Annotated in this window: 2 protein-coding genes and 1 other RNA gene; 2 read left to right on the top strand and 1 reads right to left on the bottom strand. The window is 57.5% G+C overall.

Going from position 1 to position 1,848, the window contains the following annotated elements; genetic code table 11:
* The coding region (locus tag AC1DXV_RS34250; protein ID WP_477937998.1) for a hypothetical protein at positions 1 to 844 on the top strand (844 nt) is incomplete at its 5' end.
* Positions 845 to 1,023: 179 nt separating this feature from the next.
* Positions 1,024 to 1,566, top strand: a complete 543-nt coding sequence (locus AC1DXV_RS34255) for a hypothetical protein (RefSeq protein WP_477869641.1) — start codon at positions 1,024 to 1,026, stop codon at positions 1,564 to 1,566.
* Positions 1,567 to 1,684: 118 nt separating this feature from the next.
* Here the strand turns inward: AC1DXV_RS34255 and ffs are convergent.
* An RNA gene (ffs, locus tag AC1DXV_RS34260) (signal recognition particle sRNA small type) lies at positions 1,685 to 1,782 on the bottom strand.
* Positions 1,783 to 1,848: the final 66 nt, after the last annotated feature.

The raw sequence follows: 1,848 nt of genomic DNA on the forward strand, positions 1-1,848 counted from the left end.
GCTTGTATTTGCGACTCATTGCGGTGACGCCTCTGGCTGGCGTTGGACGTACGAGTTTGAGGATTCATCGGGAAAAATGCGACGTCTAGAAGTGGATACAGCGATAGGTGTCGCCATTTCGGATCGGGACGACGACAGGATTCTGGTAACGCAGCTCTACAACTTCACATCTCTTGATGGTGTTTCTTGGCATGATCCGGACAGGGATTCCAAGCTCGTAGTGGGTTCCGCCATTCTTGATTTCTCAAACCGGATTGATGAGTTGGAGCCTGTCCTCAAAGTTCCCATCGACCGTGTGCATCGTGCAGCGGTACTGCAGATGCATGACAACAATTACCTGCCAATCCCTCATTCAATCGCTGGCCACGGTTGCCCGGTCATTCTCAATAACGCTTGTGCGTCATGGCATCGGCTATCCGAAACATTCGTCCTTGGAGGTGCCAGGGCCTACTTGGGTACGTTGTACCCGGTGACCGCATTCGACGCAGAACCTGTGACGATAAAGCTGCTTGGAAAGCACTTTGGCAAGCCGCTGCCGGTTGCCTTATGGGCCGCTCAACGTGAAGCCTATGGAGTGACTTCGACGCGTCGCCCCTATGTGATGGCCGGCATCTTTCCGCAGAGGCTTCGGACAATATCTCGGGACGTGCCGACTGAGATTGCAAAAGTGCTGCTGCGAAACGCCAGGCACTATAAACAGCGACTTAATGGAGCTGTCGACCTTGGTGAGAAGGCGAAGGATGAGTTGCGGGAGAGCGTCGCCTACCTCGAACGTGAGGCCAAGGGCCTCTACTCTCGCTGGATCGCGCCGAGGGAGCGCAAGGTTTCGAAGTCCGGTACCTAGAACCCTTCAAAGCCCCGCGAGGGGCTCTGTCGTGTCTGTCTCTCGCCCCGGCTCCATCGAATTCACGAAGACTCAATGACCCCCGTGTTCACGGGACGCTGCGATTCGCCACTCTTGCTGTGTACGCGCGTGAGTCATAGGCTTGTGCCTCATTGCGTCGATCACCAAGAGGTCTCCCAATGGCAGATTCAGTGGCTTGTGATGTGGCTTCTTGGGCGCCTGTGGCGTCGGCGCTGGCGGCAACCTTTTCGGTGGTTGTTGCGGCCTTCGCCGCCAGTCGCTCGCATCGGTCTGCCGACGCCGCCAATAGAAACCTCGTCCTGACAAATCAGGCGCAAAGCGGTGCGACGCTATCGCGCTGCATGGAGGTTTTCATCAAGATCGAGGACGACTTGCTGGAGAAGAAGATCGCGGCGACCCGGTACTTCGAACGCCTATGGGGCCTGCAGTTCGCGCAGTACCACCTGTTCAAGCTGCGGTTGATTCCGCAAGAGGTCTACGCCGCGTGGCTGATGGCACGTCATCGCGACTACCACTCAGCACCTCCCAAGATCATCCTTGACATGACTCAGGCTGACGGATGGAAGCATGCAAAGGCCATCATCGACGATCCCGAACTCACTCTCTTCGTCGAGTCGTGGCTTCTCGATGCGAACATGACCAAGGTGAAGCTTCAGGGATTGGTCCACACGGTGCTTTCACGAGCAAATCCTACGGCTTGAGTTGCTCCAGCATCTACAGCGTGCGACTCGAGTGGGTGGGAGTTGCTTTCCGCGCTGGCTTCGACAAGCTCAGCCCGAACGGAGGTGGGCGAGCGTACATGTCGAATCGAAGAGGGAGGGTGACGAGCCTTACCCCCGGCACTGGTCGCAACAGTTAGGGCTGCTTCGTTCCCGACCTGACCCGGTTGGCCGTGCTTCCATGCGGGGAGGCCCGTCGCGGCGGATTGTAGGCGACGGGCAGAGGCCTTCTCAGCGCAGCTGCAAAGAATCGTCACCGATCTC

The organism is Rhizobacter sp. P3_C12, assembly GCF_056402735.1.